The following is a 26431-nucleotide window of genomic DNA, read 5'->3' on the forward strand; positions in this document are numbered from 1 at the left end:
TGCGTCGTCGTCAACCTGATTCGCGGGGCCGCCACGGCGGGTCTCGAGTCACCGGAGACCCGGCCCCGCCGGCGCCCGCGATCGTCGTGGGCCTGCGCGCGGAGCTCGACTCGGAAAGCGAAACCTATACGAAAGTCGCGCGGCATGTCAAGCGGACGAGAGGCGGAGGCGTGAGCGGGCTCGCGTGAATGGACCCGCGACCGGCATCTCCTCTATCTTGAGCCGATCTCCTCTTCGAGGCGAGGCTTCCGCATCCATGAGATCCCGTCGCAGCCATGCGCTGGCCGTCGCCGCGCTGCTCGCACTGTTCGCGGTCGCCGCCTTCCTCTCCTCGAGGGAGGACTCGGCCACCTTCGACGAGACGGCGCACATCGCCGCGGGATACTCGGCCCTCGACGCCCGCGACTTCCGGCTGAACCCCGAGCATCCCCCGCTCGCGAAGGTGTGGTGCGCGATCCCGTTGCTGTTCGATCGGGAGCTGGCGGCCGACTACGCCTCGGCCTCCTGGCGCGGCACACCCGATCCCCGCGGCGCTCCCTACCGCACGGGAGCGGATCAGTGGACCTTCGGGTTCGAGCTCATGAACGGTCGAGGGGACACCCCGCACCGCCGGGATCCCGCGCGCGTGCTCGTCCCCGCCCGCTCGATGATGATCGCGCTCGGAGTCGCTCTCGGCCTCATCGTCTACGCCTGGTCGCGCGATCTCTGGGGCCCGGCGGCCGGGCTCCTCTCGCTCTTCATCTTCACGCTGTCACCGCCCCTTCTCGCCCACGCGCGCCTCGTGACGACCGATCTGCCGGCCGCGCTCGGGTTCACCTCGACGCTCTGGCTCCTCTGGCGGTACACGCAGCGTCCCGGCCCCGGCCGGGGGCTGCTCTTCGCCGCCGCCGTCGCGATCTCGCAGATCGCGAAGTTCAGCCTCCTGATCCTCTGGCCGATTGCCGCGTGCATGACGATCGCGTGGATCTTCGCGGCGCCCCCCGGGGACGGCGGGCGCCGGGCTCGCGCGCTCCGCGCGACGGGGCTCTTCGCGGCGGCGCTGGCGCTCGCCTTCGCCGCGATCTGGGCCGCCTACGGTTTCCGCTTCGCCGCGGCCGCCGACCCCGAGTACCGGCTGGACTGGGCGGATGCTGAAAACGGTCTCCTCCGGCCTCCCGGCCTCGCGGGCGCCGCGAGCGATCGACGCCTCCTCCCCGAGGCGTATCTCTACGGTCTCCACGCCTTCCTCGGGACGACCGAGAAGCGCGTCGGCTACCTCAACGGCGCCGTCTCGGTGGACGGATGGTGGTACTACTTCCCGGAAGCGTTCCTCCTCAAGACGCCCCCGGCATTCCTCCTGCTCCTCGGCGCCCTCGGCGCCACCGCGATCCTCACGAGGCGGCTCCGCTCGCCGAAGCTCTGGGCTCTCGGTGCGCCGGTCGCCGTCTATTCCGGCATGGCGATGAACAGCGCCGTCGACATCGGCCACCGGCACCTCCTCCCGATCTACCCGATTCTCATCGTCGCCGCCGGAGCCGCCGCGCCGCTCGCCGTGACGGCGGGACGGCGGCGGGCGCTCGCGGCCTTCCTCGGCGGCACGATCGTCTCCTTCGTCGCGGCGACGCCGGGGTATCTCTCGTACTTCAACGTCCTCGCCGGGGGGCCTCGCGGGGGATGGCGTTACCTTCTCGACTCGAACATCGACTGGGGCCAGGACCTCGCAAGGCTGAAGACCGCGATGGACGCCCACGGCATCCAGGAGGTCTACCTCGCGTACTTCGGGACGGCCGATCCGGCGAGCTACGGGATCCGGTTTCACAAGGTCCGCTTTCCGTACGATTTCTATCCCGACCTCGCGCCGACGCGGCCGGGACCCGGCCAGTACCTGGCGGTGAGTCTGAACGTCCTGTCCGGGCTCTACGTCGACGACGTCACCGATTTCGCCAACTCGGTCCTGCGGCGCGGGTGGGTTCCGCGAGAGCGCCTCGCCGCGTGGCGCGCCGTGCGGGGTCGGGCGCTCGCGCGGCGCGAGCCGTACGCGCCTCTCCCGGACTGGCTCGTCGGGAACGGGGCGATCACCGAGGCGCAGAGGCGGGAGGCGACGGCGGGCCTCCTCTCCACGTGGCTCACCCGCGTCCGCGAGTCGATGCAGCCGATCGCCCGCGCGGGAGACTCGATCTACATCTACCGGATCGAATCAGCGCCAGCCGGAGGCGTCTAGCTCTTCCCGGCGTCGACGAGCTTCGCCCAGGTGTCGCGAAGCGGGACGATCCTGTTGAAGACGGGGGCGCCGGGCCTCGAGTCCTTGAGGTCGGCGACGTAGAAGCCGCGGCGCTCGAACTGGAACCGATCGCCCGATCGCGCCGCGGCGAGCGACCCTTCCGCGCGCGCGCCCGCGAGAACCTCGAGCGAGCCCGCGTTGAGGTGCGCCCTGTAGTCTCCGCCGCCCGCTCCCGGGCTGGGCACGGAGAAGAGGCGATCGTAGAGCCGCAGCTCCACCGGGGTCGAGCGCTCCGCAGAGACCCAGTGGATTGTCCCCGGCACCTTGCGCCCCAGGGGCGGCCCCCCGAGCGTCTCGCGATCGCAGGTGCCGCGCAGCTCGACGATCTCCCCCGTGGCAGGGTCCTTGACGACCTCGTCGCACCGGATGACGTAGGCGAAGCGAAGGCGCACCTCCCGCCCCGGGGCGAGGCGGTGGTACTTCTTCGAGGGGTTCTCCATGAAATCGTCCCGCTCGACGAAGAGGGTGCGCGTGAAGGGGAGCCGGCGCGATCCCATCCGCGGCGGGTCGTCGGGGAAGTTCGGCGCCTCGATCTCCTCGACAGTTCCTTCGGGAACGTTCGTCAGGACGACCTTCAGCGGGCGGTGCACGCACATGGCGCGCGGCACGCGCTCGTTGAGATCCTCGCGAAGGGTGTTCTCGAGAAGGTCCATGTCCACGAGGCTGTCGGCCCTCGCGACGCGGATGCGCTCGCAGAAGAGACGGATGGCCTCGGGGGTGTACCCGCGCCGGCGCAGCCCCGCGAGGGTGGGCATGCGCGGATCGTCCCACCCCGAGACGAGTCCGGCGCCGACGAGCTCGTTGAGCCAGCGCTTGCTCAGAACGGTGAAGCCGAGGTTCAGGCGGGCGAACTCGATCTGCCGCGGGCGGTGGGGAAGCTCGAGCTGCTCGAGGTACCAGTCGTAGAGGGGCCGGTGATCCTCGAACTCGAGCGTGCAGAGGGAGTGGGTGATCCCCTCGATGGCGTCGGACTGGCCGTGCGCCCAATCGTACGTCGGGTAGATCTTCCAGGCGTCCCCCGAGCGATGATGGGAGGCGTGGAGGATGCGGTACATGACCGGGTCGCGCAGGTTTAGATTCGGCGAGGCCATGTCGATCTTCGCCCGCAGGACGCGCGCGCCGTTGGGAAACTCCCCCGCCCGCATGCGCCGGAAGAGATCGAGGTTCTCCTCGATCGTGCGACCGCGGTAGGGGGACTCGCGCCCCGGCTCCGTGAGCGTCCCCCGGCTCAGGCGGATCTCGTCGGCGGAAAGATCGCAGACGAAGGCGCGCCCCTTTTGGACGAGCCTCTCGGCCCACTCGTACAACTGCTCGAAGTAATCGGCTGCGTGGTAGAGATGCGGGCCCCAGTCGAAGCCGAGCCAGCGGACGTCCTCCTGGATCGAGTCGATGTACTCGACGTCCTCCTTGACGGGGTTCGTGTCGTCGAACCGCAGGTGGCAGCGCCCCTTGTAGTCGCGGGCGATGCCGAAGTTCAGGCAGATCGACTTGGCGTGGCCGATATGGAGGTAGCCGTTCGGCTCGGGGGGGAAGCGCGTGACGACCCCCTCGTGCTTCCCTGCGGCGAGGTCGGCCTCGACGATCTGGCGGATGAAGTTGCTGACGCCGATCTCTTCGCTCACGAGCGCCCTCGGGGTGGCGGGGTTCAGGTGGCTGGGGCGGGAGGGCTCGAACCTCCAGATGGCGGATCCAGAGTCCGCTGCCTTACCATTTGGCTACGCCCCACCTGTGGCCCGGAGGGCCGACGGAAGCGAACACTCTACGGCAACCGCGGCGGGGGAGCAAGTGGGCGGCGGCGGACCGGTTCAGGCGCATGGCGCGAGCGGCGGCGGCGCCGGAACGCGTCATTCGGGATCTCCCGGGTCGTTGAAGAGAGCCCGGAGCGCGATGGAGCCGTGCCCCTTCTGCGGGAATCCCAGTGCCTCGGGATTTCCCGGGTCGAGGTTCGAGGCGGTGTCGTCCGGTGGGAAGAGCACCAGCGACTCCAGGAACGCGAGCATCGCGGCGCGTGGAGCGTCCGGCAGCGCGGCGAACCGGTCCCGCGAGGTCTGGGCTTCGCCGCCGTGCCGGAGTATCACCTCGGTCAGGCTGGTGCTGCGTCCGTCGTGGCCGTAGGGCGGCGTGGATCCGACTCCCCAGAGCGGCTCGGTCATGAACAGCGTCGTGACGGATCCGTCAAAGTTTCTCTCGTGAAACGTGGGTCCGAGGTCGTGTCGCCGGAAATCGGCAAAGATGTCTTTCACGAGGAAAGGCTGCCCCGACGGCAGCTTCAGAGGGGGTTGCCCCACCGTGTCCTGGATGAGCTGGAGCCGGGGTGAGGCCGTGGCGAAGAGCCGATTGAAGATACCGCGTGCAGGGTCGAACGCCGTCTCGACATCGGCCACTCGACGGTCGCGATCGATCCAGAGATCCTGGATGTGGCAGGACGCGCATCCCACTCTCTGAAACACCCGGCGTCCCGCCGCCGTGGCCTCGGCGGGCTGCGAGAGCCCAGGCCTGAAGTAGTTGAGGAGATAGAATTCGATATAATCGACGAGGCTGACCGGGACTTCGTTGACCACGCCGTCGCGATCCGGATCGTCCGTCGGGCCCTGCGCCTTCGGCGCTTCGATCCGATCGAGGCTGCCGCTGAGGAGCATCCCCGCCGGCGTCACGATATCCGCGCCGCCGGAGGCGGCCACGAGATCCGGGTCCACCGCCTGAAGCCCCATCTCCGCGTTGAGCGCGCCGACGACGAACTCGCGAATCGAGGTCGTTCCACCCTGGGCGAAGAAGGGGCGCACGCGCAGGTCGGGGTTCACCCCGCGCACGGCGGAGGTGTCGATGTCGCCGTTCGGAAGCGCGGTCAGCGCTCCGAAATCAATTCCCTTGGCGATCAGGCGGCGCGTCGCCGGCCTCCCGGTCGCCCGCGCCTCTGCGATCGCGAGCGATCGCGTTGCCCGCAGTTCCCTCGTGATCTCGTCCGCGACCATCTCGACCAGCCCGAGGCCGAAGAGGTGAGGGGCGTCACGGCTGTCGGGTCTCGTGAAGACGTCGCCGCCGAAGCCGGCGGCGCCTCGAGGCCGGCCGTGACAGCCCGCGCAGCTGTCTGCGAGCCCCGCCCCGAGCGATGCGTCCGCCGCGATGTCGCCCACGCCGTCGCCGGATCGGGGCCCCGCGCCCTCGGCGAGCGTGAACTTGCGCTGGAAGATCTGCCGGCCCCGGCGGATGGCGCGGAAGGGGTCGCGATGGATGACGTACAGGGAGGAACCCGGCAGGAGATCGTCGCCGCGACCGGGGCCCGCCTGCTCGGCGAGTGACTTGTGGATCCCTTCATTCGCGACGCTGGGGGTCTGCGTCGTGTCGGTCATCTGCGCCCTGGCCGATCCTGCGCTGAGCAGGGCCGCCGCGAGCAGCGCCGGAAACCAGTCACTGAACGGTCGAACGGTCTGTCGTCTCATGCAGCACCTCCCTCCACGATCCGGTGAGGAGGTTACGCCCGGCCCGTCGCCGGCGCATGTCGCATGATGATGTGATCCGTGGATCAGACCAGCCCTTCGCGCAGAGCGCGGCCGACCGCTTCGGCGACGCTGTGCACCTGGAGCTTCCCGTAGATCCGGCGGATGTAGGTGCGGACGGTGTCGAGGCTGATGTTCATCTCGTCGGCGGCCTGCTTGTAGGCGAGCCCGCGCACGAGGCATCGCAGGACCTGCTGCTCACGCTCGGAGAGATCGAGAGCGGCCGCGACGGGACGCGCCGCGGGCGAGCGGACCCCCTCTCCCGGACTGCGGAGGATCTGGAGGATGCTGCGGGCCACACCGGGTGTCAGCGGGGATCCGCCGGACGCGACGACGCGGATCTGCGCGATCAGATCCGACGCGGGCGTTTTCTTGAGCAGGTAGCCGTCGGCCCCGGCGCAGATCGCCTGAAGAATCGTGGCCGGCTCCTCGAACACCGTGAGCGCCACGACCGGGACGTCGGCGACTCCGGCCTTGAATCGCCGGATGACCTCGATCCCGCTCATCTCCGGCAGATCGAGATCCATCAGGACGAGATTCAGCCCCGAGAGGCGCGGCCGGCCGGTCTCCGGGGCGGCCTCGCGCAGGAACGCCGTCGGCGAATCGAAGCTGCCCGCGAGCGCGATCCCGGGCTCGTAGGAGAAGAGCGCCTCGAGACCGGAGCGATAGTTCGCGTCATCTTCCACGAAGGCCACCCTCAAGGTCACGAAGTCGCTCTCCTCATCCGCGCGACGAGCGGGCTCAAGGTGCCCCCAATTCGCGTCCCGCGCCTGTCGCATGATCATGCGATGCGGGAGGGCGGCCCTCGGCTTCGGGGCGGAACCAGAGGCTGACTCTCGTCCCGGACGGCGCGAGCGCGGTCCACTCGATGCGAGCGCCCATCTCCCCGGCTCGCGCCCGCATGTTCGCGAGGCCCATGCCGCGGCGCCCGCGTCGATCAGGCGTCACGTCGGTCATCCCCCGGCCGTCGTCCTCCACGTCCAGCCGCCAGAGGCGCCCTTCCGGCGCGAGCCTCAGGGTCGCGCGCCTGGCACCCGAGTGCTTCGCCGCGTTGTGGATCGCCTCGAGAGCGATGAGCAGGACGTTGCGGCGGACCGTCAGGGAAGCGGATACCCTCGGCCACGGAGACGGGAAGTCGAGCACGAGATCCCGCCCTTCCTCGGGAAACATGCGCGAGGCCCTCTCGGCGATGTGCGCCGCGAGCGCCTCCAGCTCCGCCGAGGCGGGACCCAGGGACCAGACGATGTCGCCGAGGGAGGAGCCGAGCTCCGCCGCCATCGCGGCAATCCTCGAGGCGAGCGTGCGCCGGACCGACTCCTCCATCCCGTTCCGGCCCGCGAGCTCCGCGAGGATCCCGATGCTCCCGAGTCCGGATCCGATGGCGTCGTGAAGGTCCGCGGCGATCTCGATTCTCACGCGCTCGAGCCCGACGAGGCCGGCGACGCGGACCCTGTGCGCGGCGTAGGCCAACCCCGCGAGCGCCGCGAGGAGCGAGATCCTGAACCACAGCCGCCGCCAGAGGGGGGGCGTGACGGTGAAATCGAACGACGCCGGCCGCGCGCTGAGCCGTCCGCTCGAGTCGATGGCCCTCACCAGGAAACGGTAGGTCCCGGGCGTGAGGTTGGCGTACGTGATCACCCTCTTCTCGGTCGGCGGGAGCCAGTCCTCGTCCGCCCCCTCCAGCCGGGTCTGGTAGAGCCGTCTCTCGCCGGCGAGAAAGGTCACGCTGCTGTACTCGATCTCCACGTCGCGCTCGTCCGATGTGAGGTGCGTCGGACCGATCTCGCTCTCTCCGTACGCCGACAGGGGGCTCCGCGCTCCGGCGATCTTCAGGCCGTCGATGCGTATCTCGGGAGCGAGAGCGGGGACATCCGGCCGCGGCGTGAGCCGCGACAGTCCCAGCTTCGAACCGAACCACAGGTCGCCCGCCCCGTCACCGTGCGCGACCGTCGGATCGTTCCCCGCGAGCCCATCGGTGCTCGTGAAGTGACGGACCCGCCCGGTCGCCGTGTCGAGGCGATCGACGCCCCGGCTGTGGCCGACGTAGATCCGCCCCTCGCGATCCTCGGCGAGGGCGGCGCATAGGTCGGAGGCCAGCCCCTCCCGCGTCGTGTAACTGCGGAACGAAGGGCGCTCGGCAGCGGGATCATCGACGCATGCGACGCCGCCGCGGCTTCCAGCGATCCAGAGCCTCCCGGACCGATCGACGTGGAGATCGCCGATCAGCCCCGCGGGCAGGCCGTCGCGCGCGTCGAAGAAGTCGAACCGGTCGCGACGATGACGGAGCAGGCCGCCGTGGTAGAGGCCGACCCAGACCGCGCCGGATCGATCCTCGGTGAACGACGAAGGATAGACGGGGATGTCCGGGAGCCCGTCCGCGGCGCGGAAGGACTCGAACCGGTCCGTTCTTCTGTCGAGGCGCGCGAGGCGATGGGTCGGCTCCCCCCCGACTCCAACCCAGATGTCGCTTCGCGAGTCCTCGAAGACCCGGAAGATCACGTCCCCCGGCAGGCCGTCGCGCGTCGTGTAGATCCTCTCCGGGAGTCGCCGGGGAAGATCCTCGAGAAGCGTCCCCTTCGGGTACCTGCACAGGCCGCGGCCGGTCGGGTACCACCAGATTCCGAGGCGGTCCTGGAGGAGGAGCTGGTTCCATCCCCATCCGAGGTAGTCGATCGAGGGGGGAATCTTCGGCGTGACGTCGAGAAAGCGCTCGCCCGACAGCTCGAAGATGCGCTCCTCTTCTCGCACGAAGAGGATCCCGTCGCGCGACTCGCCGATCTGGCTCACGGTGCCCCGTCCGATGCCGTCCGACTCCTGGTACGAGACGAGGCCGTACGACGCGAGCTTCGTCACACCGCCGGCCTCGGTGCCGACCCAGAGGTTTCCCTCCCGGTCTTCGGCGATGGACGAGATCGACTCGTGGCCGAGACCCTCCGCGCGGCCCAGCATCCGGAACCTTTCCGGCACGGCCGCCGGCGCCATCCAACCGAGACCCGCCGTCGTGCCGGCCCAGACGGAGCCGTCACGGGACTCGTAGAGTGCGAGGACCCATTTTTCCGGCAGCCCGTCGAGCCGCGTGAATCGTCGCTCGACGATAGATCTTCCGGGCGAAGGGTCGGCTACCAGTCGAACGAGCCCCGCCGCCGTCCCGATCCACAAGCGGCCCCGTCTGTCCTCCAGGATCGAGATGACACGGTTCTGCGGGAGGCCATCGCGCTCGGTGAAGTGTTCGAGCCGCCCGCCGGAGAGGCGACGGTACAGGCCGCTCCGTGCGCCGATCCAGAGCGATCCGCGGCGATCCCGGGCGAGGCTCTCGACGACCTCGCCTTCCCCCTCGCCCGGATCGAACGCGATTTCGACCTTGCGCAGCGATGGCGGGCCGGGAGGCTCCGTCAGCTCGAAGAGCCCGCGATCGGTTCCGACCAGGACGGCTCCATCGGGCTGTTCGAGCAGCACGTTGATCTCCGGGTCGCTTGCCGCGCCGAGCGCCCTCACGGTGGTGAACTGCCGGGCGCCGGGCCGCGGCCTCGGCTCGAAGCGGCACAGGCCCCGCCTCGTGCCTACCCAGAGATCACCCCTGCGAGTTTCCAGCAGGGCCGCGACGGCATCGCTGGGGAGTCCCTGCTCGATCCCGAGCGTGGCGAAGCGGTACCCATCGAACCGCGAAACTCCTCCCATCGTCGCGATCCAGAGGAATCCGCGCGAGTCCTGAATCACGCCCGTCACCGCGTCCCGCGCCAGGCCGTCGGAGGTCGTGTACACCTTCGCGGGGAACCGCTCGGCGCGGCAGACTCCCGACGGCGAGACGAGGATCAGGACGACGGTGAGCCAGCGCCGGACGCATCGGGCTCGCGCGCCCGCGCTGTGGCTGGTGTCCGGCATGTCCCCGGGATGGATGCGCATTCTCTACCGGCCCGCGGCGGGGGAAGAGCCCGGCCGCACGAGGCCCACAAGGTACCTGAAGAGACGCCTGATTGCCCCGCGCGTTACGCATTCCTGCCCTGCTCCGCTCGTGATCAGGAAAAAGCAGCGCTGGATCGACGTTTCCGTGCGAGCGGAGATGGAGTAGATTCCCGCCTCATGATCTCCTTCGACGGCATCAGCAAAGCGTACGGCAAGCAGGTCGTTTTCGTCGAGGCCTCCTTCCAGCTCAACCCCGGCGAGAAGGTGGGCCTCGTCGGCCCGAACGGCGCCGGGAAGACGACGATTTTCCGGATGATCGTGGGCGAGGAGGCGCCGAACGACGGCGCCGTCACGGTCCCGAAGAAGATCACCATCGGCTACTTCCGCCAGGACGTCGAGGAGATGTCGGGGCGCTCGGTCCTCGACGAGGCGATCGCGGGGAGCGGCCGCGCCGGCGATCTCCACCACGAGCTCGAGGCCCTGCAGCACGCGATGGCCGACCCCGCGAGGGCCTCAGAGTCCGACGCCATCCTCGCGCGCTTCGGGGAAGTCCAGGAGGAGTACGAGCACCTCGGCGGCTACGCCCTCGAGAGCCGTGCGCGGGAGGTGCTGCACGGCCTCGGCTTCGACGACGAGCGCATCGACGGCGACGTGGGCGATCTGTCGGGCGGCTGGAAGATGCGCGTCGCGATGGCGCGCGTCCTGCTGGGCCGCCCCGACGTCCTCCTGATGGACGAGCCGACGAACCACCTCGACATCGAGTCGATCGTGTGGCTGCAGTCTTTTCTCGAGGGATACGCGGGCGCGCTTCTCATGACGTCGCACGATCGCGAGTTCCTCAACCACATCGTCTCGAAGATCGCCGAGATCGACGGGGGCGAGATCACCGTCTACTCGGGAAACTACGACTTCTACGAGAGGGAGCGGACGCTCCGCGAGACGAACCGCGAGGCGGCCTACGCGCGCCAGCAGTCGATGCTCGCGAAGGAGCAGCGCTTCATCGATCGCTTCCGGACGCACGCTTCGAAGGCCTCGCAGGTGCAGAGCCGCATCAAGGCCCTCGACAAGATCGAGAAGGTCATCCTTCCCCGGCGTCGCGCGATCGTGAGGTTCGAGTTCCGGGATCCGCCCCGCTCGGGGGACCAGGTCGCGGTGATCTCGGGGCTCCACAAGGCGTACGGCCGGCGCGTCATCTTCAAGGGGCTCGATTTCACGATCCAGCGTCGGGAGAGATGGGCGGTGATGGGGCGGAACGGGGCGGGGAAGACGACGCTCCTCCGCATCATCTCGGGGGTGCTGGCGCCCGATTCCGGCTCGGTCCGTCTCGGGGCGAGCTTGAAGATGGGGTACTTCGCGCAGCAGTCGCTCGACGTCCTCGATCCTTCTCTGACGGTCTTCGAGCAGCTCTCGGCGGATTTCCCGATCGAGGGGATCGGGGTCATCCGGTCCCTGGCAGGGGCTTTCCAGTTCTCGGGGGACGACGTCGAGAAGAAGATCCGGTCCTTGTCCGGTGGGGAGAAGTCGCGGTTGGCGATGGCGCGGCTCCTCTTCGATCCGCCGAACTTCCTGGTGCTGGACGAGCCGACGAACCATCTGGATCTCGCGACGAAGGAGATGCTGGTGGACTCCCTCAAGGGGTTCGAGGGGACGATGATCTTCGTCTCGCACGACCGGACGTTCCTTCGCGGCCTCGGCACGCGGGTGCTCGAGCTGGGAGGGGAGAGCGGGGTTGATGCGCAGCCGCACGTCTACCCGGGGTCGTACGTGGACTACGTGGCGCGGACGGGGCACGAGGCGCCCGGGACGTATGTGTAGGGGGGGTCTCGGAGTGGCTTGATTTTCTCAAAATATGAGATTATTCTGACCTCATGACGTCTCCCCTCAGGACGGAAACGGCGCTCATCCTCGCTCTCCTCGGCGGCCCGGGGTACGGGCTCGCGCTTATCGAGCGCGTCCGAAATCGAAGCCGCGGGCGAATTCGACTCCAGCAGGGCGCCGCCTATCCGGCTCTCGGGACGCTCGAGCGCCGCGGGCTCGTCAGGTCGTGGCCCGTCAACATGTCGCGAAGCGGGCGGCCGCGCACCTATTACGAACTGACGCCGGCGGGAATCAAGGAGGCCGTGACCGAGCGCGAGGCCCTCGCGGGGTTCGTCGCGAAGGAGCCCGCGCCCGTGAGGTCTCGCCGCGAACTCCTGGCGATGCGGCGCGGCCTGGAAGAGTGTTTCGATGTCAGTGAGTTCGCGAGTACGCTTGAGCGGGGCGGGAGGGCCAGGGGTCTGTGAAGGGAGACGCCACCAAACTGCGGCGCGCAGCGCTTCGACTCATTCGCGCGGTGGGGGTGGACGACTGCGCCGTGATTGGCGCGCTGGCCCTGGCGGCGTACGGGTACACGCGCGCCACGCGGGATGTCGATCTCATGGCCCGGATTCCGCTTCCGGAGGTCGTGAAGCGCCTCAAAGCGAGCGGCGTGAAGTGCGCGCTACGGCACGGCGACAAGTTCGAGGGCGACTTCTCACTCGTCCGGGGCGTGATCGGGGGAGTGAACTTCGATGTCCTGCCGCCTATCGGTCACATCGAGTGGGACAGGACGGCGACGGTTCCGATGGGAGACGGGGAGGAGCTCAAGGTCGTCGATCTCGGGACACTGATCGATCTCAAGTTCCGCGCGGGCGGCCCGCAGGACGTGCTCGATGTCGTCATGCTCGTGCTCAGGAGCCCCGAGAAGCTCGAGTTCGCCCGGGAACTGGCTGCGTCGTATCAGATGGCTGACCAGTTTGAGTCGTTCCTCGACAACCCGCGCGTCAGGGCGAAGGCGCCGAAGCGCGTCCGTCTTTAACTCCCCCCCACCCCCGCCATCCAGTTCGTGACGAGCGTCAGAGGCGGCGCGACCACCTGGGTCAGCGGCACCGCCGAGAGATACCGCTTGCCATCCGGCGAGAACGTCCCGTCCGCGGGCACCACCTGCCCCCCGAAAAGCGGTCGCGACTCGCCGACCTCGAGCGAAGCCCCCACGACCCGAACCTCCACCCCGAACATCTTCCGCGACGAGGTCACGTAAGCGATCTCCCGACCCCCCGAAATCCAGTACCCAAAGGTGGCCCCGCCGGAGGAGATCTGCCGCTTCGCCCCCGGCCCCGGGAACGGAACGACGAACAGCTCGGCCTTCCCCGATTCGTCGGAGACGTACGACATCCACTTCCCGTCGGGTGAGAACTGCGCGCCCCCCTCCGACGCCGGCGAGTTGATGAAAGGGTACGCCTTCGCGTCCCCCTTCAACGGCAGGAGCCAGATGTCCCAGCGCGTCTTCCCCCCCTGCATCCGGAAGGCCAGGAAGGCGCCGTCCGGCGACATCGACAGGAGCACGAGGCGGCCGGCCGACTCGGAGGTGAAGATGTTGCGGGCCTCCGACGCGCCGTCCGCGGCCTTGATTGACATCTTCCCGCGGCTGTCGGAGTAGGCGATCTGGCGCCCGTCGGGGGTCCAGAGCGGGAAGAGATACGTCTCCGGGCCGAAGGTGAAGCGCGTCCCCACGCCGCGCGCGATCTCGTAGACCCAGAGATCGATCCTCCCCTCGCCGGTCTGGACCGGGATCGTCGCGCGCTGGCCGTCGGGGGAGATCGCCGCGCGGCCGACCGCGGGGAAGCTCGCCGGCTCGGCGAGGGTCGAGAGCTTCTTGCCCTCCAGATCGAACCAGGTGAGCTGGCTCTTCGGGATCGCGGCGCCGGTCTGGAAGAGGAGAAGGCCGTTCGCCGCGACGGTGTACGCGCCGGTGAAGCGGAAATTGTTGAAGGTGACCTTCTCGGCGATCGGCACCGCCTCGCCGCTCACCCGGGCGGAGGCGGCGTCGAAGGGCTGGGCCATCAGGTTTCCGTCGCGCACGAAGAGGAGATGCCCCGGCGCGGCGTAGAGCCCTCCGCTCTCCGCCGTGACGACGAGATCGGCCTTCTTCGACGCGAGGTCGAGGCTGAAGATGCCGTTGTCCTTGTCCCCCACGGCGGCCGCCGCGGAGTAGTAGAGGAGGCGCTTGCCGTCGGGAAGGAACTGCGGGAGGCGGTGCGACATCCCCTCCTTCGGGAGCGTCGTGATGGGGACGGGAGCGCCGCCCGCCGAGGAGACCTGCGACAGGCCGCTGTAGGCGTCGGGGGCGAAGACGATCGAGCCTCCCGAGCTCCAGCTCCCGCCTCGCGGGTCGTCGGCGTCGCACAGGGCCACGACCGTGCCGCCGGCGGCGGGGATCTTCTTGAGCTTGCGATCGGCGAAGAAGCCGAGCTGCTGTCCGTCGGGGGACCAGAAGGGATACGACGCGCCTTCGGTCCCGGCGAGGGGCTGCGCCGTCAGGCTGTCGATGGGCCGGATCCAGATCGTGGGGGGGCCCCTTCGTTCGCGAGGACCATTGCGACCTTCGAGCCGTCGGGCGAGAGGACGATGCTCGTGTTCTGCGCGTCCAGCGACGTGCCCGGGGGAAGCAGCATGCTCGCGCGCATCGCGCGGACGGGAGCGGGCCTGTGCAGCGACCAGCCGAGGGCGACGCCGCCGACGGCGAGGACGAGCGTCGCGAGCCAGGGGAGCCATGCCGGAGATCGGCGCGGGGCGACGGCCGGGGCGGCGATGAATGCGGCGGCTCCCGCCTGCGATCCTCCCTCCGCGATCCACTTGAGCTCGCGCTTGAGGTCGCCGGCGCTCTGCCAGCGGTCGTCGGGGTCCTTCGCGAGGCACTGCCTCACGACGCGCTCGAGCGTCACCGGCGTCATCGGCCGCAGCTCGGCGATCGGCCGCGGCTGCTCCTTGAGGATCGAGGCGATGAGCGAGGCCTGGGTCTTTCCTTCGAAGGCGCGCGCCCCGGTCGCCATCTCGTAGATCACCGTGCCGAACGCGAAGAGGTCGCTGCGCGGGTCGGCCTCGAGACCTTCGAGCTGCTCGGGGGCCATGTACTGGAAGGTGCCGACGATCGTCCCGGCAGCGGTGAGGGGGCTCGTCATCGTCGGCGCAGCTGTCAGTTGCGTGGGAGCTGTCGCGGCTCCGATGGACTTCGCGAGGCCGAAGTCGAGGAGCTTCGTCCCCGACTTCGTGATCATGACGTTGCCGGGCTTGAGGTCGCGATGGACGAGGCCGCTCCTGTGCGCCCGGTCGAGGGCGTCGGCGATCTCGATGGCGCAGCGGAGGAGCTCCTCCACGGGAAGCGGCCCCCGCGCGAGCTTCTGCGCGAGCGTCTCCCCCTCGAGGTACTCCATCACGAGGTAGTCGACGCCCTCCGAGCTTCCGATGTCGTGGAGGGTGCAGATGTTCGGGTGGTTCAGGCTCGAGACGGCCTTCGCCTCCCGCTCGAAGCGCTGGCGGACTTCGGGGTTCGACGCCGCGTGGGAGGGGAGGACCTTGACGGCGACGGTGCGATCGAGGCGTGTGTCGCGCGCCCTGTAGACTTCCCCCATGCCTCCCGCCCCGATCGGGGTGAGGATCTCGTACGGTCCGAGTCGCTGTCCGGCGTTCAGCGGCATGAGGGAGCGAGACTAGCACGAAGGCCCGGCCGGGAGGGCGCGTCGATCCGCGCGCATGGACAGGCGGTGCGAATCCGGATTAATGTCTCCCGTGAAGGAGCACTCGATGGTCGATCACGATCGCAAGTACAAGCAGAAAGGCTACCAGGACTCGGGCGGCGGAGCGGTCCGCGAGAAGCGCCCCGCCGCGACCCCGCGGGATCGGACCGAGCCCCGGCCCGTCGAGAAGCCCCGAACCCGCACCGTCTCCCGCTGCACCGAGTGCGGCGCGATGCTCGCCTCCGGCGGAGCGGACGGCGTCTGCGCGGGGTGCGGGGTCGAGATCCACGCGTGCACGCAGTGCGCATTCTTCGATCCCGGCGGCCGGTTCCAGTGCGCGAAGCCGGTCGCCGAGGCCGTCGCCGACAAGAGAGGCCGCAACGAGTGCGAGCTCTTCGAGCTGCGCGCGAGCTTCGAGCGCGACATCTCGACCGCGGCGCCGGCGCGCCCCGCCGACGCCCGCAAGGGGTTCGACGACCTCTTCAAGAAGTAGCTCGCACCTCTAGCTCGCCCTCGCGATCTCCAGATCCACGGTGTACTCGTGCGTCTTCCCCGTCACCGGCTCGACGCGGACCGAGCCCCGCCATGCCTTGCCGCCGGGCGCGACGAACTTGAAGTCGTGCCGCGTCGCGTCGGACGCGCTCGAGGCGGGGGACGAGCCCTTCGTCCAGTTCGCCCGCGCGCCGAGCGTCTGATCGAAGGCTCCGAGGATCTCGGCCGCGCTCTTTTCGGACGATCCGCGCGCCACGATGCGCCATCGGTCGGATGATCCTTCCGTGCTCTCGATCGCCCACGTGCCCGTCGCGTTTGCGAACTCGTCGATGTACGGGAGGACGAACCGATCGGCCAGCTTTCCGCGCGCGAACTCCGCGTTCCAGTCGTACTCCTCGCTGAGGGCGACGCTCTGCGCGGCTCCCTTGCCGCGCGCGAGCTCCACCACGTGCAGGGCGCCGTCGATGCCGGCGGAGAGTCCCCCGGTCGTGATGATCTTCCCGTTGTCGACGAAGCGCTGATCGTCGACGACGGTGACCTTCGGGTACCCGGCCCGGAGCTTCGCGACGTTGGAGTACGTCGTCGTCGCCGTGAGGCCGTCGAGGAGCCCCGCCTGCGCGAGGATGAAGGCGCCGTTGCACACCGACATCGTGTGCTCCGCCTTCGCGGTGACGTCGGTGATCCACTTCAGGGTCGGCTCGCTCTCGTGGACGCCGTTGATCCCCCCTCCGGGAACCACAAGGATGCTGGGCTGGGGGGCGTCGGCGAAGGTGTACTTCGGGACGACGGTCATGCCGGCGACGGTCGTGATCGGATCCTTCGTCGCGCCGACGGTGTACACGTCGAAGCCGGCCGCCTGGAAGATCTCGTACGGCCCCGTGTAGTCGATGATCTGGACGCCGGTGAAGATCAGGATGGCGACTTTCTTGCGCGCCTTGGCGGCCGCTTCCGCCGCGTCCCTGTCGACGAGCCGGGAGCCGCAGACAGGGCAGTTCCCCGGATGGTCGTAGACCGTCTCGTCGCACGGCATGCCGCACGGAGGGCAGACCCAGTGCTTGCCGGTCTCTCCGGACGCGGCTGTCTGCGCCGCCGGGACCGAGAGCGCGCCGAAGGTGATCGAAGCGACGAAGAGGATCGAGGTCAGGGCGCGGGCGAGGGATCTCATGCGGAAGCCTCCACGGTTGGATTCTCGAGGGCGTCGGGATTGCCTTCGCGGGGGATTCAGCAAGGCCGGTGCCACCGCTCGCGGGGGCGCGCCATGGAATTTGAACGAGTTGTCGACGGTCTAGAGGAGACGGGGATCCGGCGCTGTCCGTTCGTGGGACCAGCGGTTCCGGATCGGGACGGTTCAGGCCGGCGGCGGCCCCGTCTTGTCGATCAGCTTCGCGAGCGCCTTGCGGTCCGGCTCGACGAGCTCCGCGATCCGATCCCCATTCACCTCGGCGACGATGATCTGCCCCACCTCGCTGTGGACGTCGCTGAAGATCCCGTGGCTCTTCATCTTCCGCGTCTGGTACTGGTTGTCCTCGGTCGGGCCGACGTAGTGCACCGAGGCCGCCTTGTAGCGATGGATGAGGAAGAGGGTCACGAGCGTCATCAGCCTCTTCTTCCGGAGCGACTCCTCGAAGGTGTTCTGATCGCGGACGGACAGGAGGCTCCGGCCCCGGCGGTCGTGGATGTTCGCGAAGATGACGTTCGCGACCTCGCCGTTGCCGCCGTTGAAGAGCCCCAGCTCCAGCACCTCCGATCCCGGCGTGTGCGGGCGAAGATGGACGCGCAGCTCGAGCTTCAGCCCGTTGTGCTTCGTCCACATCTCGAGCCACTCGGCGAGGAGCTTCGGCGGAACCTCGGTCTGCACGAGGTGCTGCGCCTGCGTCGAGCCCTTTCCCATCGCCTTGGTCGCCGCGGTGTGCCCCGACGAGGCGAGGAGCGCCGCGTCGAGCCTCGGCCCGCCGACCAGGGTCTGAGGCGTCTTGTAGGGCGACTCGAGGAGCCGGAACTTCCTCTGGAGGCGCGCGAGGGCGAGCATCCCGTCCTGCCGCAGCGCCGCCGCGAACTCCTCGGCCGCGAGGCCGTCGATCTGGTGGCCGCCGTACGTGATGAAGTTGAAGACGTAGCCGAGCTTGCCGAGCTCCTCGGGGAATCGCCGCATCTCGTCGTCGCTCATGCCGGTGGTGTCCCAGTTGAACGACGGCGAGAGGTTGTAGGCGAGCATCTTGTCGGGGTGGACGGCGTGGACCGCCGCGGCGAACTTCCGGGCGTCCGCGAGGTTCGCGGTCTTGGTCTCCATCCAGAGAAGATCGGCGAACGGGGCGCAGGCGATCGACTTGGCGATCGCGTAGTCGATCCCGTTCACGACCTGGTAGTAGCCGTCGGGGGTCTTGGTCAGCTCGCAGTCCCAGATGACGTGGACGCCGAGCGATCGGGCCTTCTCGCGCGCGGCGACGAACGAGGCCTTCGCGGCGAAGGCCTGCCACTCCGGGGCGCTCATGTCGAACCGCTCCCCCTCCGCCGCGCGGAAGGCGATGACGTCGGCCACCGCCTGGCCGTACGTCTTGAGGCCGGCCTCCGACTGCCACGCGTCGAGGCAGCGCGAGCCGACCTTGTCGAGCATCTGCTCGACGATGGGGGCCTTCGCCCCCTTGAACGCGGCGGCCGCGTCCTTGACCACCGGCATCACGCCGGCCTTCTTCAGCCAGCGGAAGGCGGCCTCGTACTCCTCGGACGAGATCGAGAAGAGGAGGTGTCCCCGGACGTCCTCGAGGCCCAGGTCGAAGAGGCGCTTCATGACGGCGATGGAGCAGAGCCTGAAGCTCGGAAGATCCACGCTCGTCGCGCCGAGGATGAAGGGCTGGTCGCGCTCGTCGCTGCGGCCGTCGAGGAAGGTCGCGGCCTCCGCGTCGGTGCGGGCCACGATGAGGCCGGGGACTCCCATGATGTCGAGCTGGAAGCGGGCGGCGTTGAGGCGCTTGATCTGCTCGTCCTGGGGGACGAGGACTTTTCCTCCCTGGTGGCCGCATTTCTTGGCGCCGGGCTTCTGATCCTCGATGTGGTAGCCGGGGACCCCCACCTCCACGAACCGGCGGATGAGGTTCCGGACGTGCGCGTCCCCTCCGTGGCCGGTGTCGGCGTCGGCGATGCTGAAGGGACGGAAGTCGATCTCGGGGGCGGAGAGCCGCTGCTTGTCGGTCATCCGCGCGCGCGCGAAGTGCTGGTTCCGGTCGGCGGCGAGGAGCATCCGCACGATCGGGGCCGCCTCGGCGGGAACCTGGCTCAGCGGATAGCTCGCGAGATCCCGGGGGAGTAGGGGCCGAAGGTGGTGATCGAGGAGCGCTTCGCGAAGAGCTCCCGGAGCCGCGCGTGGAACCCCTCAGCGGCGGCGCGGGCGACGACGCAGTCGGCGCGGATCGTCCCCCGCTGCTCGGCGACCTCGCGGGGGGAGTAGAGCCTCGTGATCCCCCGGAAGCGCGGGGAGTCGAACCACTCCCGGATCTCCGCAATCTGCTGCTGGAATAGGCTCATCTCGCGCTCCTGCCCCCGCCGCCATCCTCCGGGGCGCTGAAATCCATGTTGCCGGTGAGGCGCGTTCCGCCGCCCCTGAAGGCGTCCATGTACCGGCGGATCCGCCCCCTCGCCGAGCCGAGGTCGTGGTTGTTCAGGTTGATGTTGAGGAGATCGATGTACCACGGTGCCTTCACCTCCGCCCCGACGTACGCCTCGACGATCTCGCGGGCGATCGGCAGCGTCGTCTCCTTCGAGTCGTCGTGGACGTCGCGGTTGCCCGCCGCGCGGAGCTTCCCGTACTCAGATGCGAGGAGCGCTCCGAAGATTTCGGACGTGAAGGCCGGTTCCTCGGTCAGCCGCGCCCCCTTGTGCAGCCACTCCCAGAGGATGCTCAGGCGGATCTCGCCGGTGGCCATGTCCTCCATCAGGTAGAGGACGTCGTCGTCGCCGAAAAAGTCGGCCGGCTTCAGCGCCGCCGCCTGGAATCCCTGGCTGAAGGCGTTGCCGTACTGCAGGGCGACGCTCAGCAGATCGCGCGCGCCGCGGACGGTGCGAGGCGCCGGCTCGAGGAGCGTCAATCCTTCGGCGTCGGCGGCCGTGTGGGTGAGCCGGGGGAAGGCGCGGCCGAGCTGGTTGTCCTCGCCGCCCCTCTCCCAGACGGGCCGCACGATGTGGACCATCTTCCAGTGCGCGACCCACTTGCCGCTCGCCCCCTCGCGCTGCTCCCGCTCTGCCCCAGCGATCGCCCGGCGCATGCCGCTCTCGACGCCGGCCTTCGAGCCCACCGGGATGTTGGGCTCCATGCCGCCCTGCCACAGGGCGCAGCGGCCGTCGCGATCGGGGGTGTTCACCGCGCGCCTCACGCGATCCTCGTAGTTCCTCATGTACCCGTACGTCATCGTGATCGCGTCGATGTTCGGGTTCACGAACGACGGGTCCCACGCCATCGCGTCGGAGACGCTGTTGATGTAGTCCCACCGGCCCGTGTTGAAGCCGACGAACCGCCGCCCAAGGGCGGCGCGGATCTCCATGAGCTGGAAGCTCGCCTCGAGCTGCTCGACGAGGACGTACGTCCGGATGGAGGAGGCGGGCAACCCCGCGTGCCCCTCGAGCGCCGAGAGGATCTCGCTCCAGAGGGCGGCCTCCTCGGCCGTCTGGATCTTGGGGAGGTAGAGGACGATCGAGCGGCCGCTCCCCAGGAGCGCGGCGTGGTTGTGGACGACGTACATCGAGGCGTCGACGATCGAGGCCGAGAATCCCTCTCCCCCCCTGACGCGCACGTGGCGATCGTCGAGGTGGAGGCCGCGCGGGCGGAAGATCTTCGTCGTGAAGCCGAGCTGCTCCGTCACGCTCGTCACGATCTCCCGGCCGAGAAAACCCCGCGCCCACGCGTTCATCTCGCCCGCCACCTCCGAGGCGATCCGGAGGAAGAGAGGAGAGCCGTCGAGCGCGAGCTTGAGGTTCCGCTGGTTCTCGAGCGACATCGTCGAGATCTGCCCCAGGGCGTCCTCGCCGTCGAACATCCAGCCGTCGGCCCCCGACAGCAGGGCGTACGCGACGTTCCGGAGGCTCCGCTCGATCGGCTCGCCGGGCTTCGTCGCCGGGCCAGTCCCCTGGATCCACTGGCGTCTCAGGTCCTTCGGGATTTCGCCGCCGGCGAACTTCCCCTCGCGCGCGTCGCGCACCTTGATGCGGGTCCGCGGGATCACGGAGTCGGGGTCCAGGAAGCCGATGCGCTCCTTCCGTTGCGCCCGGTCGGCCCTCCTCTTGATACGCGCGTCCATGAGGTCGCGCCTTTCGGCCTCGAACGCCGACATCGCCGACATCGCCGACATCACCTCGCGGGTGTAGACGTCCGGGAACTCGCGCTCGAGGCCCGGGCGGATCTCGAGGTCCTGGGTCCGGCCGGGCGCACCTTGGATCCGCGGGTTCTTGTCCACTCGAGTGACGAAGATGGGGCGGAACGACCGACCGTCAAGTCGGGGAGGGGCGAAGAATCAGCGTTTGTCTCGAGGGAGCGAGCGGAGTTGGGCGGCGAGTACTTTCGGGTCGAGGTAGGACGTGTGCCCAGCGTAGATTTCGTTGAGGCGCTTCGTGAGATCGCCGGCGACGTATTCGCCGATTGCCGCGGCGTAGAGCTCGCTCCGCGAGATACCCAAACGGCGAGCCATGAGCTTCGCCGCGTAGTGGACCTCATCCGGAATGGAAACGGCTGTCTTCATCCCGTGAGTATGACCATGATCGAGACATCGAGCAAGCAATCCTGGGGGGGTGTTCCCGCGGTGTCGGCCGCGTACTACCCTGTGCCGCATGAAACCCAAAGCCGTGCGCCACCGCGAGCTCTACCCCGAGACGAAGCCCTACCGAACGGGGAAGTTGAAGGTCTCGAAGCTGCACACGATCCACTACGAGGAGTCCGGCAACCCGCGCGGCAAGCCGCTCGTCTTCCTGCATGGTGGCCCCGGCGGCGGCATCGGCCCGGTCTACCGCCGTTACTTCGATCCGAGGAAGTGGCGCATCGTGCTCCACGACCAGCGCGGCTGCGGCAAGAGCACTCCGTTCTCCGAGCTTCGCGAGAACACCACGTGGGATCTCGTGGCCGACATCGAGAAGCTGAGGGAGCACCTCGGCATCGACCGATGGGTCGTCTTCGGCGGGAGCTGGGGGAGCACGCTGTCGCTGGCCTACGCCGAGACGCACCCCGATCGCTGCAAGGCGCTCGTGCTGCGCGGCATCTTCATGCTGCGGCGGAGCGAGCTCCTCTGGTTCTACCAGGACGGGGCGAGCCACATCTTCCCCGACGCCTGGGAGCACTACCTCGCGCCCATCCCGCCGCGAGAGCGCGGCGACATGATGAAGGCGTACTACAAGCGCCTCACCAGCCGAGACCGCCGCGTGCGGGAGACGGCCGCGCGCGCCTGGTCGATCTGGGAGGGGAGCACGAGCAAGCTCTTCTTCGATCCGGCGCTGGTGAAGACGATGGGGGGCGGCCGGTTCGCCGACGCCTTCGCCCGGATCGAGGCGCACTACTTCGTGAACCGGGGGTTCATGAACCCCGACGATCAGCTCCTGCGCGACGTCCGGAAGATCCGCAGGATCCCCGGCGTGATCGTTCAGGGGAGGTACGACGTCGTCTGCCCGATCCGCTCGGCGTGGGATCTCCACCGAGCCTGGCCCGAGGCGAAGCTCATCGTGGTGCCCGACGCCGGCCACTCCATGGCCGAGCCCGGAATCCGCACCGCGCTGATCGAGGAGACGGATCGCTTCGCGAGGCTGTAGGGGCGCTCGGGCCGCCTACTCAGTGGTACTTGTCCACGTAATCCACGATCCGCATGAAGATTTCGCGCGGCATCAGCACGACCGCCTCCGGCGACTGCGGAGCGAGGATCTCGTAGTAGGCGAACTCGTCGACGTACCCGTCGGCGATGACCTTCTCGACGTCGGCGGCTTTGCTCTTCATCGCGATGAGCATGAGGAGCGCTTCCTTCTCTTCGTCCATCCGAAACGGGTGCGTGGACGTCTCGGGGCCGTCCATGGCCTCGGCGTATCCGGGCTCGTAGGCCCACACCGCCTTCGTGATGGCGTAGCCCATCCAGTCGAGAGTGGCCTTGACCTTGATCTTATCGCCTTCTTTCGCGATCGAGTACTCTGGAGAGAAGCTCCATTCCTTCCAGGGCCTCCCCGCGCTCTCCCGCTCCGAAACGAGTTTCTTGCGCAGGATCTCGTGGTTGACGTTGAGGACGTGCGCAATGGTGAGGCTGCGGACCGCCTTCTCCTTCTCCTCCTGTTTCGCATACGCGTCGGAGAGGAACCAGTGCGCCTCGTAATCGGCGAAGTTCGATTCGATCGCCGCGAGGTAGAGCTTCTCGGCCTCCGGGTACCTCTTCTGCATGAACTCGACGTCGCCCATGAGCGTCTTCAAGTGATGGTACTCAGGCTCTTTCTCCTGAACGACGAGATAGAGCGCCATCGCGGCCGCGTAGTCCTTCTTCTCGTAAGCCGCCTCGGCTTTCGCAAAGAGCTCGCTCGCCTCCTTGGAAATCGTGAACTGCGTGAGGGCGTATCCCCCCTCGTCATTCTTCACGAGTCGGATATCGCTCGTGAGGACGCGCCCCTTCTGCGGGGGCACCCCGGTTGGCTCGTAGTCGCCGACCTCGTAGACGAGGTGGGACTTCTCCATGATATCGATGATCTGCGCCGGGGTATGGAGGCGAGGGCGGTCGTCCTGATCCGGGCCGGCGAGGGTTGCCCCTGCCGGCAAGACGATCGAAAGGGCGGCCCAGCAGACGATCGATTTCATGGAGCGCGCCCTCCTCGACACTACTTGAATCCGCCGATCAGGACCACGTCCTGGGTCGAGGCGCCGTACGTGAAGTAGAGGAGCGGCTCGTCGGGGGCCCAGAAGTGGCGCGAGAGCCTCCCCGTCTTGAACTCCGTGACGAGGGTCGGCTGCGCCTCGCCCGGCTTCAGCACCCAGAGGCTGTCCTTCTGATCGACGCGCCGGTGGATGACCATGCGCGAGCCGTCGGGGTGCCAGACGTGGTCGACGACCTGGCCGTCCGTGAAGCGCGTGAGCGGCTGGGGCTCGCCGTCCGGAATGGTCTTGCGCATCAGGTTCCAACCCTGGCCGCGATCGACGAAGGTCAGCGCCGCACCGTCCGGCGTCCACAGGAGGTTGGTCGCGCCGGGCGGCAGGGAGAAGCCGGCCTGCGGCTCGCCTCCTGGCAGGGGGACGACGTGGTAACGCGTGAGGAACTTCCCCTGGACCTCCTCGAGCGTCGCGTAGAGGGCCCGCTTCCCGTCGTGCGAGACGAGGGGCAGCTCGACCGCCTTCCCGTCGACGAGCTTGTAGGGCCTGGCCTCGCCGATGTTCCGGATCCAGATCGACTTCGGATCGTCCCATCGGGAGAACGCCAGGGCGTTGCCCGCCGGCGAGAGCGCGATGAGCTGCTCGCCGTTCCCTTCCGTCAGCTGCTTGAGCCCGCCGCCGTCCGCGTCCATGCGCCAGACGTGGGCGACGACCTTCTCTCCCGCGTCCACCTGCGAGAAGACGAGACCGGTGCCTTCCGTGTACTCCGCGTTGATCACGAAAATCCCCTGCGAGGAGAGCTGCCGCCGCCCGTTGCCGTCGGCGCCGATGCGCCACATGAAGACGCTGTTGTCCTTCGGGGCCGAGAAGGCCGCCGCGCCGTGGGGCAGCGGCACGAGGTTGCCGATGGACCCCGCGCTCCCCGAGGCGAAGGTGATCGGCTGCGCCTCCGCCCCCTTCTCCGTCCGGGCGACCCAGAGGTTGTCGACGGTCGTTCTCCGGATGGCGGCGATCGACGAGCCGTCGGCGGAGATGGAGAGGTTGCCGTAGCCGTCCAGGTCGTTGGTCACGCGGAGCGTCTTGCCGCCCGGGTAGGAGACGCGGTAGAGCTGGGGACTGGTTCCCGCCCCCAGGTCGAACGCGCTGACGACGACCGCGCCCCCGTCGGGGACCCATCCCGTGCTGTTGGCGCTGAGCCAGGTGCGGTTGCCGAAACGTTCACTGGTTCCGGTCTCCGCGTCGATTGCGACCATCCAGGTCTTCGCTCCGGCCTCCGTGCTCTGGATGCCCGCGGCGATCTTCTTTCCGTCGGGTGACCGTGCCGGCGGGACGATGAAATGCTCGGGGGACTTGATCCGGACGAGCTCCCGCTCCTTGCCGCTGTCGACTTCCGCGACGACGAGAGAGTCCTGACTGACGTCGAGGAGCCCGCGCCTGAAGCAGGCGCGCTTCCCGTCCGGGGAGAAGGTGGCCGCCGAGTCCACGTCGAAGGCGACCTTGCGCGGCGATCCACCCAGCGACGGCACCTCCCAGAGGGCGCTGTAGTGCGCAGCGTCCGGATCCCGGTTCAGGTAATAGAGGTAGTCGCCGTCGGGGGAGAAGCTGATCCCTCGAATCTGGAAATCCTGATCGGGGAGAATCGGCGCGTCGCTCCCTGTGCGCACCTGGCGCACGACGAAGGAGGTTTCCCGGTCCTTCGCGGTGACGTAGGCGAGGTAACGGCCGTCCTTCGAGAGGACCGCCTCGCCCAGATCGTTGCGGCTCATGAGGACGGACATCTTCAGATCCTGGAAGCCCGCGCCGGCGTCTTCCCCCCGCGCCCCCCGGCCGAGGAGGCCGTAGAGGCCGAAGGCCAGCCCGCCGAGGGCCACGACCGCCGCGGCAGTCATGCCGATCCAGAACCCTTTCCCCCGCCCCGGCGCCGCGCCCAGCGCTCCCGAGGGGACGGAAGGCGCCGAGGTGGCCGAGGTCGCGCTCGCGGAGAGGGTGTCCCACTCCTCGACGACCTCGCGCAGATCGATGGCGACGTCCCTCATCGACTGGAAGCGTTGATCGGGGCTCTTCGCCAGGCATCGGCGGACGATGCGCCGCACCTCGGCGGGCACCTCTGGGTTCAGCTCCTCGATGGCCCTCGGCTTTTCCCTCAGGATCTGGTGCATGACCTCGATGTCGGTGTCCGCCACGAACGGCCGCCGGCGCGTCGCCGCCTCGTAGAGGATGCACCCCATCGAGAAGATGTCGGAGCGGTGATCGACCGTCTTGGCCTGCACCTGCTCGGGGGACATGTACCCCACCGTCCCCATGACGACCCCCTCGCTCGTCGCCGCCACGTTCGTCGGGGCGCTGGTGGCGTCCGCCTCCGCGGGAGCCTGCTTCTCCGTCAGTTTCGCGAGGCCGAAGTCGAGGACCTTCGCGAAACCGTCCTTGGAGACCATGATGTTGCCGGGCTTGAGGTCCCGGTGGACGATGCCGGCCGCATGGGCCTTGGAGACGCCTTCGGCGGCCTGGGCGAGGTAGCCGAGGAGGGTCCTCAGGTCCGCCTTCTCGTGGTGGATCTTCTGCGTCAGAGTGTCGCCGGAGACCAGCTCCATCGAGATGAAGTGGACCGGCTCGGCGTCCGGCTCCGCCCCGTCGCCCGCCCGGCTGGACCTCACCACGTCGTGGCCAATCTCGTAGATGGTGACGATGTTGGGGTGGTTCAGGGAGGAGGCAGACTTCGCCTCGGTCACGAAGCGGCGGACGCGCTCCTCGTTGCGGACCAGCCGGAGCGGCAGGACTTTCAGAGCGACGCTGCGCTCGAGCTTCTCGTCCTGGGCGATGTAGACCTCGCCCATCCCGCCGGCGCCTAATGGTCCGACGACGCGGTAGTGGGAGATCTGGTCGTCGGGCTGAAGCGTCCGGCTCATGGCGCACCCTTTCGACGGAACGGCGA

At 68.6% G+C, this 26431-nt stretch carries 19 protein-coding genes, 1 tRNA gene and 1 pseudogene; 6 read left to right on the plus strand and 15 right to left on the minus strand.

Annotated features, from left to right (window positions below; all coding sequences use genetic code 11):
- The first annotated feature begins 256 nt into the window (after positions 1-256).
- Positions 257-2200: a hypothetical protein gene (locus HY049_13710; GenBank protein MBI3449958.1), complete on the plus strand. Its 1944-nt coding sequence runs from the start codon at positions 257-259 to the stop codon at positions 2198-2200.
- Here HY049_13710 and HY049_13715 read toward each other — a convergent pair.
- From HY049_13715 to HY049_13735, 5 genes are all read right to left on the minus strand, one after another.
- Positions 2197-3882 carry a glutamine--tRNA ligase/YqeY domain fusion protein gene (locus tag HY049_13715; protein ID MBI3449959.1) on the minus strand — a complete coding sequence of 562 codons (1686 nt, stop codon included), beginning with the start codon at positions 3880-3882 and terminating at the stop codon, positions 2197-2199. The two genes, HY049_13710 and HY049_13715, sit on opposite strands and share 4 nt — an antisense overlap.
- A 28-nt stretch (positions 3883-3910) precedes the next feature.
- Positions 3911-3985 (minus strand) — tRNA-Gln (locus tag HY049_13720).
- Positions 3986-4104: 119 nt separating this feature from the next.
- Entirely contained in the window at positions 4105-5700 is a 1596-nt protein-coding gene (locus HY049_13725) for a thiol oxidoreductase-like protein (protein ID MBI3449960.1), read from the minus strand.
- Positions 5701-5783: 83 nt separating this feature from the next.
- The gene (locus HY049_13730) at positions 5784-6464 is read right to left on the minus strand and encodes a response regulator transcription factor (protein ID MBI3449961.1); all 681 of its coding nucleotides are present in this window, start codon (positions 6462-6464) and stop codon (positions 5784-5786) included.
- A 34-nt stretch (positions 6465-6498) separates the two neighbouring features.
- Entirely contained in the window at positions 6499-9660 is a 3162-nt protein-coding gene (locus HY049_13735; GenBank protein MBI3449962.1) for a hypothetical protein, read from the minus strand.
- Positions 9661-9837: 177 nt separating this feature from the next.
- Here HY049_13735 and HY049_13740 point away from each other — a divergent pair, with 177 nt between their 5' ends.
- From HY049_13740 to HY049_13750, 3 genes are all read left to right on the plus strand, one after another.
- A complete protein-coding gene (locus HY049_13740; GenBank protein ID MBI3449963.1) occupies positions 9838-11475 on the plus strand; it encodes an ABC-F family ATP-binding cassette domain-containing protein in 1638 nt (545 codons plus the stop codon).
- A 53-nt stretch (positions 11476-11528) separates the two neighbouring features.
- Positions 11529-11942 carry a helix-turn-helix transcriptional regulator gene (locus HY049_13745; GenBank protein ID MBI3449964.1) on the plus strand — a complete coding sequence of 138 codons (414 nt, stop codon included), beginning with the start codon at positions 11529-11531 and terminating at the stop codon, positions 11940-11942.
- A gap of 71 nt (positions 11943-12013) precedes the next feature.
- Positions 12014-12496, plus strand: a complete 483-nt coding sequence (locus HY049_13750) for a hypothetical protein (protein MBI3449965.1) — start codon at positions 12014-12016, stop codon at positions 12494-12496.
- Here HY049_13750 and HY049_13755 read toward each other — a convergent pair.
- Both HY049_13755 and HY049_13760 read right to left on the minus strand, forming a co-directional pair.
- On the minus strand, positions 12493-13872 hold the full coding sequence (locus tag HY049_13755; GenBank protein ID MBI3449966.1) for a PD40 domain-containing protein: 1380 nt from the start codon (positions 13870-13872) through the stop codon (positions 12493-12495). The two genes, HY049_13750 and HY049_13755, sit on opposite strands and share 4 nt — an antisense overlap.
- A gap of 122 nt (positions 13873-13994) precedes the next feature.
- The gene (locus tag HY049_13760; protein MBI3449967.1) at positions 13995-15155 is read right to left on the minus strand and encodes a serine/threonine protein kinase; all 1161 of its coding nucleotides are present in this window, start codon (positions 15153-15155) and stop codon (positions 13995-13997) included.
- Positions 15156-15246: 91 nt separating this feature from the next.
- Between HY049_13760 and HY049_13765 the strand changes: the two genes are divergently transcribed.
- On the plus strand, positions 15247-15687 hold the full coding sequence (locus HY049_13765) for a hypothetical protein (protein ID MBI3449968.1): 441 nt from the start codon (positions 15247-15249) through the stop codon (positions 15685-15687).
- Positions 15688-15696: 9 nt separating this feature from the next.
- On the opposite strand, the gene HY049_13770 is transcribed toward HY049_13765, so the two are convergent.
- The 6 genes and pseudogenes from HY049_13770 to HY049_13795 all read right to left on the minus strand — a co-directional run bounded on the left by HY049_13770 (position 15697) and on the right by HY049_13795 (position 21412).
- Positions 15697-16851 carry a DJ-1/PfpI family protein gene (locus tag HY049_13770; GenBank protein MBI3449969.1) on the minus strand — a complete coding sequence of 385 codons (1155 nt, stop codon included), beginning with the start codon at positions 16849-16851 and terminating at the stop codon, positions 15697-15699.
- 183 nt (positions 16852-17034) lie between these two features.
- A complete protein-coding gene (locus HY049_13775; protein ID MBI3449970.1) occupies positions 17035-18300 on the minus strand; it encodes a hypothetical protein in 1266 nt (421 codons plus the stop codon).
- A 192-nt stretch (positions 18301-18492) separates the two neighbouring features.
- A pseudogene (locus HY049_13780) lies at positions 18493-18963 on the minus strand (isocitrate lyase/phosphoenolpyruvate mutase family protein).
- Positions 18960-19208 (minus strand): hypothetical protein, encoded by a 249-nt coding sequence (locus HY049_13785; protein ID MBI3449971.1) that lies wholly within the window; start codon positions 19206-19208, stop codon positions 18960-18962. Before HY049_13785 ends, HY049_13780 begins: the two are co-directional and overlap by 4 nt.
- Positions 19205-21025, minus strand: a complete 1821-nt coding sequence (locus HY049_13790) for a malate synthase (protein ID MBI3449972.1) — start codon at positions 21023-21025, stop codon at positions 19205-19207. The genes HY049_13785 and HY049_13790 overlap by 4 nt, the downstream gene beginning before the upstream one ends.
- Positions 21026-21187: 162 nt before the next feature.
- Complete coding sequence (locus HY049_13795) at positions 21188-21412, minus strand: hypothetical protein (protein ID MBI3449973.1); 225 nt, start codon at positions 21410-21412, stop codon at positions 21188-21190.
- Positions 21413-21500: 88 nt separating this feature from the next.
- On the opposite strand from HY049_13795, the gene pip reads away from it, so the two are divergent.
- Complete coding sequence (gene pip, locus HY049_13800) at positions 21501-22469, plus strand: prolyl aminopeptidase (GenBank protein MBI3449974.1); 969 nt, start codon at positions 21501-21503, stop codon at positions 22467-22469.
- A gap of 19 nt (positions 22470-22488) precedes the next feature.
- Here pip and HY049_13805 read toward each other — a convergent pair whose 3' ends face one another.
- Positions 22489-23490, minus strand: coding sequence for a tetratricopeptide repeat protein (locus tag HY049_13805; GenBank protein MBI3449975.1), 1002 nt, complete (start codon positions 23488-23490; stop codon positions 22489-22491).
- 20 nt (positions 23491-23510) lie between these two features.
- Positions 23511-26405 carry a protein kinase gene (locus HY049_13810; GenBank protein ID MBI3449976.1) on the minus strand — a complete coding sequence of 965 codons (2895 nt, stop codon included), beginning with the start codon at positions 26403-26405 and terminating at the stop codon, positions 23511-23513.
- Positions 26406-26431: the final 26 nt, after the last annotated feature.

This window comes from Acidobacteriota bacterium, assembly GCA_016195325.1.
Lineage (GTDB): Bacteria > Acidobacteriota > Polarisedimenticolia > JACPZX01 > JACPZX01 > JACPZX01.

Excerpts from the sequence above, each read along its gene's own strand:
- HY049_13725 (MBI3449960.1), bottom strand. The coding sequence starts at position 5,700 with ATGAGACGACAGACCGTTCGACCGTTCAGTGACTGGTTTCCGGCGCTG.
- HY049_13710 (MBI3449958.1), top strand. The coding sequence starts at position 257 with ATGAGATCCCGTCGCAGCCATGCGCTGGCCGTCGCCGCGCTGCTCGCA.
- HY049_13795 (MBI3449973.1), bottom strand. The coding sequence starts at position 21,412 with ATGAAGACAGCCGTTTCCATTCCGGATGAGGTCCACTACGCGGCGAAG.
- HY049_13785 (MBI3449971.1), bottom strand. The coding sequence starts at position 19,208 with ATGAGCCTATTCCAGCAGCAGATTGCGGAGATCCGGGAGTGGTTCGAC.
- HY049_13770 (MBI3449969.1), bottom strand. The coding sequence starts at position 16,851 with ATGAGATCCCTCGCCCGCGCCCTGACCTCGATCCTCTTCGTCGCTTCG.
- HY049_13790 (MBI3449972.1), bottom strand. The coding sequence starts at position 21,025 with ATGTCGGCGATGTCGGCGATGTCGGCGTTCGAGGCCGAAAGGCGCGAC.
- HY049_13805 (MBI3449975.1), bottom strand. The coding sequence starts at position 23,490 with ATGAAATCGATCGTCTGCTGGGCCGCCCTTTCGATCGTCTTGCCGGCA.
- HY049_13775 (MBI3449970.1), bottom strand. The coding sequence starts at position 18,300 with ATGCTCGACAAGGTCGGCTCGCGCTGCCTCGACGCGTGGCAGTCGGAG.
- HY049_13745 (MBI3449964.1), top strand. The coding sequence starts at position 11,529 with ATGACGTCTCCCCTCAGGACGGAAACGGCGCTCATCCTCGCTCTCCTC.
- HY049_13735 (MBI3449962.1), bottom strand. The coding sequence starts at position 9,660 with ATGCGCATCCATCCCGGGGACATGCCGGACACCAGCCACAGCGCGGGC.
- pip (MBI3449974.1), top strand. The coding sequence starts at position 21,501 with ATGAAACCCAAAGCCGTGCGCCACCGCGAGCTCTACCCCGAGACGAAG.
- HY049_13810 (MBI3449976.1), bottom strand. The coding sequence starts at position 26,405 with ATGAGCCGGACGCTTCAGCCCGACGACCAGATCTCCCACTACCGCGTC.
- HY049_13760 (MBI3449967.1), bottom strand. The coding sequence starts at position 15,155 with ATGCCGCTGAACGCCGGACAGCGACTCGGACCGTACGAGATCCTCACC.
- HY049_13740 (MBI3449963.1), top strand. The coding sequence starts at position 9,838 with ATGATCTCCTTCGACGGCATCAGCAAAGCGTACGGCAAGCAGGTCGTT.